Consider the following 7,799-nt stretch of genomic DNA (forward strand, 5'->3'; position numbering starts at 1 on the left):
AGGGCGCCAAAAACACTGCAACTAAAGCCACAAAAACAGCCTCCAATATGGGGTGGTGGGGCTTTTTAGGCAGTCTGATAGGTGCCATTATTTCCAGTGTTTTTGGCTACTATGGTTACAGAAGCCGTAAGGATACTTTCATGCTTTAAAACGTCTACCTCTAAAGCAAACACAAAAAAAGCTGCACGCATAGTGCAGCTTTTTTGTGAAATTTTCTGATTGCCCTTTTGTATCATTGTCTCTCATATCAGAAAATTTCGCCAGCCCATAATCCTTCAATATTCCCCTTTCAAAAAACATAAGGAGCTGCTCATCACTGCCAATAGGCATTGTGCTTGTTTTGAAGAGAGCTCTGAAAACTTCCTTTCTCAACTGATCATCAAGAAAAACTAGACAAAGCGTGGGATATCCCATAAACACGCAGAAGAAAATTGTACCTTATAACCTCTTGGGGAGGAGCATTGTGACAAAGAAAAAATCCATAATTTTCGCCCAAACTGGGCTTTTTTTCGTTTTAGGCTTTAGCAGCTTTGCCGATGAAACGGCTCAAGTCACATTTGCTTTACACTTAGCAGAAAGCACAGCTTCTATTTCAATGCTGCTTTTTGCAGGGCTTATCGGGGCGATTTGTGCCGGACCAATTGCACCACGTCTTTTGCATCACTTCCAACCAGTATACACAGTCACTGTTGTTTTATTGTTTGAAGCGCTTTTCATAGCCGCAGCTGCAATCGCAAACCAATTTTGGGTTTATATTGCCCTTTCTTTCGCACTAGGTTGTGCTGGTTCACTCTTTTGGTCCGCTATTCTTGTTGCGGTACCTGACTTCGCAAAAAATGAACAGCAATTAGACAGTATCAATCGCATTATCCAAACAGTTCGTAATCTTGGCTATATTGCCGGACCACTCCTAGGGGGTGTGTTGTATGGAATATCAAACGGACAAAAAGGACTCTTTGCACTTTCAATCATGGTTCTTTTTGCTACCTTTATCACTCTCTTCTGTTTTAAAAGTTTAAAAATTCATACACAAAAGACAGATACAACACAGCAAGCCAAAAAAGGACTAGATTTAGCGGGTCTCTTGCGCAAAAAAAATGTCGTCTATGCTCTTGCGCCCCTCATCATCACTATTATCCTCACCTCTGCTCTCAACGTCTTATCGATTGTCCGCATTCGTACCGATCTCAACTTAAGCGCTGAAACCTATGGGGTGATCACAAGTATGCTAAGCCTAGGCTTAGTGGTTGGTCCACTCTGCTTCTCCAATCTTTTCCACCATTTTGGCAATGCCGCTGGTGCATCACTAGCTGCCGCAACCATTGGCTTTGCAATTTTCTGTTTTTCCTTAACAAACTTCACATGGCTGATGATGCTATCATTTTTCATCCTTGGGAGTGCCAATGGTGTGCAAAATGCCTTAATGGCAAGTTTTATGATGAAAGCCATCCCCAAAGAACAACGAAACAGTCAAATGCCTGCCTATATCTTCATCATACAGACATCCGTATGCCTTGGCTTTCTAGGAGCCGGCTTTGTAAAAGTGCATCATACCCAATACACACTGTTTATCATTGGCATCGCCACAATGATCGCAGGCATATTAGGTTTTATTGTGAACAGTGCCGTACAAAAAAAGAAACAGAGAGAATTTGATAATGGTTAGTGGACGAGGCGTTTTTCTCAAGCAAACCATACACCCCAAAAGGACATGACAATCACCACCCTATCAAATTTCAATAAAATCCTTATCAAATCGTTGTATCCCATGCAACCCCATACCAACCCAATAGGACTTTGATAAACCACTCTTTAATGTAGAGCAACTAATAACCCTCCCAAAAACTTGATATTTTAAAGTAAAAAAAAACGATAACATCATGCAACAAGACCCTATAGGCTTAAACTTTTACAATGGAACAGGCGGTTATGTATGGCAACTTGCAGACACCATGCAACATGACTTGAATGAAAACATCCATACGCTTGAATTGCAAAAACCAACGCCGCCCATAGCCATCAATTCTTTCGCTGTATACCCAAGTGAACTCAATCCTTTATCACGCGTTCAATGGGCAAAAGATGTACAAATAATAAAAAACAAACCAGCACTCATTGGCAAACGGCAAATACAACCCATCACCATTGTTTCTACAAAAGGAGCGGCATTTGGCGGATTCGACTTTCCCACATTTGAAGCACTTCGTGAAAGCTGCCTTGTCCAATCACTAAGAGAAATACAATTCTATAGTACTCTTCTTGCCTCTGGAAGTCTTTTGATATCACTGCTACGACACGGTCTCATCGAAACAGATCAAAAAGCATTTTCAGAAAATGATGCAACCGCTCTTTTACGAGAGCCAACATGTATTATCATAGATTCTTCTCTTGGCAGTCTTGCCATTAATCAACTCAATGGGCGTACAATCCGGCTTCATGAAAAAACAAAACATCTCTTGAAGCAAGCCACCACACCAATACGTATTCAATATCCGCTAGAGGATTCAATAAAGTTTTTTATAAAAGCAGGAATGCTACGATTGGTAAAATTATAAGGATAAAAAGATGCAGCTGATAAGACCTGGCATGGGAACAGAAAATAGTGCACAGCTCATTTATGCGCTTATTCAAATGGCAAGACCGCGCACAGTCATTGAAATCGGTGCTGGTGATAGTACGCGCTTGATTGCTAAAGCACTGCAAAAAGCAAAACAAGCATGGCAACAAGATAAAAAACTTTTAGAATCCTCCACCTGGGAAGAGCGCACAGCTTTGCTTGACCCTTCAGGAATCCTTGAGAATTACGAACCTCGGCTTATCACCATTGATGATTTTACAGTCGAAGGTCAATCAGCAGAAGAAGCATGGCAAAAACTGCTTCAAGACGGTATTGAAAAAGACATGGTAACATTTATCCATGAGAATTTCTTCTCTCTCGATGATGAAACGCTCAAATCTTGGGGACCAATAGATTTTGCTTGGCTTGATGCTGGTACTCCCGCAGATGATGTGCGATTTGTTATAACCCTTTGGGAACACATCACCGCGGGTGGTTATCTTTGTCTACATGAACCAACCATAACAACAACAATTGCTCTCAATGGCGAACAACGGGTGCGACGTGTCAGAACCCCTTTGTGGGAAGAAATTCTCTACCGGCTTGATGGCTCCTATGAAGCTTTAACACTCCCCGAAAACCACAAATATCGCCAAAGTGGTCTGGGGATTATTCGCAAACGCACCTCTGCCGAACAAATTGTACGCGCACAATCGCTACAAGCAGAACTCATAGAAATCAATGAACTGCCCATTCGAAATGATATTTTGCCCATGGGAAAAGAAGCACTTCACAAACGCAGCACACGCAATTCGCTGATCTCTGCCATGACCTCACCGACACTACGCGCTGTTTATGCCGCCATTATCCTTGGTGCAAAAAATCTTACTGATATCCTCAAACATGTCGATTCAGATGCCAAAAACATTCATAAATCCATCAATCGCCTTTTGAATCTCGGACTTATTCACAACACAACAGAAGGATTTCAAGCGAGAGATACATTATGGCAAGCGCTAGAAGAAAAAAATGAACGGAATAGGGAAAATTTAAGCGACCGCCATTTAGAAACAGAAGAGATGCTATCAAAAATTGGTGAAGCCTTTCAAAAGGAAAAAATCTATAGCGAAACGGAAGTTTCCAAGATATGCAATCTCTTTACGGTAGACTTTGCCCGATTACGACGCACTCTTGTTGAGAAGGGGTTTTTACAACGCCATGGAGGCAAATATCAACGCATGCGCTAAAAGAGGATGAATAACCTTCCACTAAAAAAATATAATTTCATTAAAAGGTTATAAAATCATTCATCTCATTCATATGTTGACAATCTATGGAGCGGTTAGTACATCCCCTTCATAAAGGATACATTAGAGTAACAAGAATGCGGGGGAAAAACAAAAATGCGGGGTGTCAGTTGGTTATCAAATAGGATTAGAAACAGTCAAAATCATCAAGAGAAGATATGGGATCAAGGTCTCAATGATCTTACGATTATTTCGCAAACATCAGAGAACAGTGTTGTTGCTCAACCCAGATCATGCTCGATATTTCTAAAAACATCGTAGAAAAACAAAAAATAATATTCTTGCAGTGGACTGACCGGTAAATCAATAAAGATACTATTTCAACGAAATGTGTTCAGCGGAAACAGGGCTCATAAGACGTCCTCAACAGATACAACAAAATGTATTTGATCATTTAACAGCACTTCTATGGAAATTCCATGAGCAAAAATAAAATTCCTTTTTTCATCTATAGCGCAGTTTTTCTTTCTGAATTTTCCTTTTTCTTTGTACTCCCTCTGATTGGAAACTCTTCTCTCATAACTGCTGCCAATGTTGCTTTTTATCTCGCTGGATCAGTAATCCTTGAAAGCATTCTCATGGTAACCACAACGGGTTTATTAGAAAAATTTTCGCGTAAACTCTTAATGGCTACCGCCTTTATTTTAAGGAGTATTGCTTTTGTGTGCATTATCCTATCGCTTACACCTTCTGCATGGTTGATCTTTTTTACCTTAATGGCTTTTTCGAAAGCAATTTCCAAGCCATTTTTGAGAGAAATTTTATCAGAACATCTCAATGGAAGTACTCTTAAACGCGCATTAACTCTCTATTCTTTTTTTCAAAACGCTGCTGTCGTTATCGCCCCTCTTGTTGCAACGAGTGCCATAAAATATAACGCATCGACCTTCTTAATGGCTTTTTTTGCACTCATTGGTTTGTATCTTTGTGTTTTATCCATTCAAATTGTTTATCACTACCCCCATAAAAAATTATCTCTTGAAAAGAACAAAAAAATAAAGAAGCCTTTTCTTTCTTCTTTAAAAACAATAATCCATAATCGTTCTATCACTTATTTGCTGGTCACGGCTTTGCTTTGTGCATTCCTCATGGGAATTTTCATCACCACCACAACACTTCTCAATAAATTTGACAGAAATCTTGCCCCTTATAGTGGAATTTTCTTTTCAATTGTTGGCATCAGTATTTGTATCTGGCAAGGAATAATCAATAAACATCTCAGCCTTTCTGATAAATCAACTTTCTACCTATTATGGCTTACGGGAAGTTTTGCTGCATTTTTCCTCATGGGTGGCGTCTTTACCGCTGTGACTGCGTTAATTGCCTACAGTGTCTATGAATCTGTCATGGTTCCAGAAATATACTATCAAGCAGGAAAAACAACTGCATCCCTCTCAGCCAGTGTTCTTTTTAGTTATATTCTTGTTATTTCAAATATTGGCCAAGCTGCCGGCTCATGGACAAGTGGATGGATCATCAGCCATTTCAACAATCACATCGCTTTCACCTTTTGCATGATTGTTGGTATCTCCGCCTTTGCTTCTTGCCTTTGCCTCATGCAAACTAAAAAAATAAGGAACTTCAATGTCACATATAATTTTTGCTACTGGGGGCACAACAAGGGTGCCCAAAACACTTCGCCATAAATGGCTCAATTATGAGTTTGTAACACACTCTGCGGCAAAGAAGCTCGAAACTGTCTTTAAAGATTGCTCTGTAAACGCCGTTGCAAATTGTCTCACAGCTTAAAGGATTATGGGGGGATTTTTATTTGTACATAAAATTTGTCGCCTTCTCAAAGTAACATATTATCCATTTGCCTCTATGGTTGATCTTGAGACTTTGAGTTCAGCTATCGAAGAATTTTCTATCGATACCATCATATGCCTGCCAAGTTTTGCGGATAAACTTATTACGATATCTCGGAAGCAAAAATTAAAATGTCTAAAAAACCTATTCTATCTTTGAGAAGCCTTTCAAGCTGAATCTGTGTCGAAAATAAAAGACATAATCCCTGAATTAGATATTAAACCCCTTAGCTTTACCACAAAAGAAACTTCTCCAATAGGATTCCAGTGTTCCGAGATTGATGGTGACATTTATCATCTTTATGATCACATTCAAGTAAAGTCAAATCCTGAAAATGATGAATTAATTGTCTCTGTTTTTTATCCTGAAGATGTACCATTACTTGAGCACGCCACAGGTGATGTTGTTCATATTGCATAGGATCAATCATGCGATTGTGGCTATCATGGCCATACCTTACACCTGAAAGGAAGAACACTAACTTTTTATAATATATTATGAGAACTTCAATTTCTGTACACGATTTTACAAATGTCTTAAATCTTCAAGGTTGCACTCTTTCGGCGAAAGACTATTCAACTCATTATAATCAATCAATTTGAAAACGGTGTTGGCGTTTTATTGTTTATTGATTCACGTTACGATATTGAAAGAAATACCCTTTTATCATCCCTCTCATCCTCTTATCTGATAAAAGACATTATCAATAAATCACAATTTTTCCATGTTTGCTTTATGCAGAAATCTCAATTTATTCGCTCCTCAAGCTCTGAAAAAATAAAATCCTTTTTTCAAACGACTGAATATCCTATAGTGCTTGATGGTGATTTAGTAGAAATTAAATAAGATAAGATTATAAACTTCATCGATAAGTTCTTCATTATCACTGGAACCTTACACGTTTTTTTCCTTGCTCTTAGCGCAATAAGCCTTTCCATAAAAGCATTTCGAATAAAACAAAACACAACCTTTAAAGTAATTTGCACAAAAGTATATTTAAGGTAGGGTAAAAAATCATCTAATTTGTATCTCCTTGTACAGAGGACAGAGATAGACACCTTGCGCATAGATATGTGGTTAAGCTCACAGGAAAGGTAAAAGCGTAAAAGAGAACAGCACCTCTTTTAGTTTAGCTTCTTCGAGCCTTTTAAGTGCAAAAATTACAGAGCTTAAGTTTTAGTTGAACAAACCCTATTGTAAGGGTCAGGCTGTTAGTTATAAGGCATTATCTCAAGCTATTAGCTATTTAGTGCTCAATTTTTCACAGACGGTGATACCTCTGAACTTCTTTATTATAAAATTGCTGCAAGAATGTTCCGCCTGCTTTGAAAAGACAAAAAACATCCATAGCTGATCTCTAAGAGCATGCTTTTGTGTGGTGTAGCTTTACAAAAACAGCTTCTAAAAAAGCCCCAAGCCTATACAGCTAAAGGAGGGGATGTGAAGAAGTATTATCTTTTAAGGATTAAGGAGTATGGCTTTCTGGTAAAAATATCGTTCTAGCTCTATAACAGGTAGCCTCTTGAACGATGTGGAATAAGGAGCAAAAGAGATACAAGAACGCCCTTATTTTTCACAAGCTTTTGTTCTCTGAAGATTATCTAGTAAGACTTAAGCGCACGCGCCCCATTCCCTCAGTATAGCCTTCTCTATAGCTTATAAAACCCAATATTCCTATAGCGAGATAAAATTTAATGATCACGCGCTCTATAACTTCCCCTCCCCACGTGCCAGCTTCCATTCAAACGTCAGTACCGATGGCTGCAAAAGCAAAAAGCCACCTCTTCTTTTTCTCACGCAGAAAACTTTTTCTCCATCACGCTCATTTCAAAAAGAGATCGCAAAAATCATCAATTCTTCAAAGAACATGCCATCCTAGAAGCGGCAAAAGGTGCTAGAGCAGATGGCCCAAGAGATGATGTGAGATGTCCCTTTCAAAACAGATAGTACATTGCGCCAAGGATAGGGATATACAGCGTCTCATGGCTTTCTCAATTATGATTTATGTATGTTAGGATAGGTGTAAAGAAGCTTTTCTCTAGATGCTTTAACGATAAGAGAATGACAGCAGATACAGAACCACCCTTACGTTTTTTTTCTGTCTGTTCCGATACACAAGTTAGCAA

Annotated in this window: 5 protein-coding genes and 1 pseudogene; all 6 read left to right on the plus strand. The window is 38.9% G+C overall.

The window, feature by feature from the left end; all coding sequences use genetic code 11:
• Positions 1-149, plus strand: a pseudogene (locus ACFIJR_RS08405) (DUF3792 domain-containing protein); the annotation flags it as partial.
• A 314-nt stretch (positions 150-463) separates the two neighbouring features.
• Positions 464-1,666 carry an MFS transporter gene (locus ACFIJR_RS08410; protein ID WP_375653996.1) on the plus strand — a complete coding sequence of 401 codons (1,203 nt, stop codon included), beginning with the start codon at positions 464-466 and terminating at the stop codon, positions 1,664-1,666.
• 214 nt (positions 1,667-1,880) lie between these two features.
• Complete coding sequence (locus ACFIJR_RS08415; RefSeq protein WP_375653998.1) at positions 1,881-2,555, plus strand: hypothetical protein; 675 nt, start codon at positions 1,881-1,883, stop codon at positions 2,553-2,555.
• Between the two features lie 10 nt (positions 2,556-2,565).
• Positions 2,566-3,804, plus strand: a complete 1,239-nt coding sequence (locus ACFIJR_RS08420; RefSeq protein WP_375653999.1) for a DUF2087 domain-containing protein — start codon at positions 2,566-2,568, stop codon at positions 3,802-3,804.
• Positions 3,805-4,283: 479 nt separating this feature from the next.
• Positions 4,284-5,510 carry an MFS transporter gene (locus ACFIJR_RS08425; RefSeq protein ID WP_375654000.1) on the plus strand — a complete coding sequence of 409 codons (1,227 nt, stop codon included), beginning with the start codon at positions 4,284-4,286 and terminating at the stop codon, positions 5,508-5,510.
• 343 nt (positions 5,511-5,853) lie between these two features.
• Positions 5,854-6,093 carry a hypothetical protein gene (locus ACFIJR_RS08430; RefSeq protein ID WP_375654001.1) on the plus strand — a complete coding sequence of 80 codons (240 nt, stop codon included), beginning with the start codon at positions 5,854-5,856 and terminating at the stop codon, positions 6,091-6,093.
• Positions 6,094-7,799: the final 1,706 nt, after the last annotated feature.

It is taken from the genome of Bartonella sp. OD88NMGDW (assembly GCF_042193775.1).
In the GTDB taxonomy this organism is placed as follows: Bacteria; Pseudomonadota; Alphaproteobacteria; order Rhizobiales; family Rhizobiaceae; genus Bartonella; species Bartonella grahamii.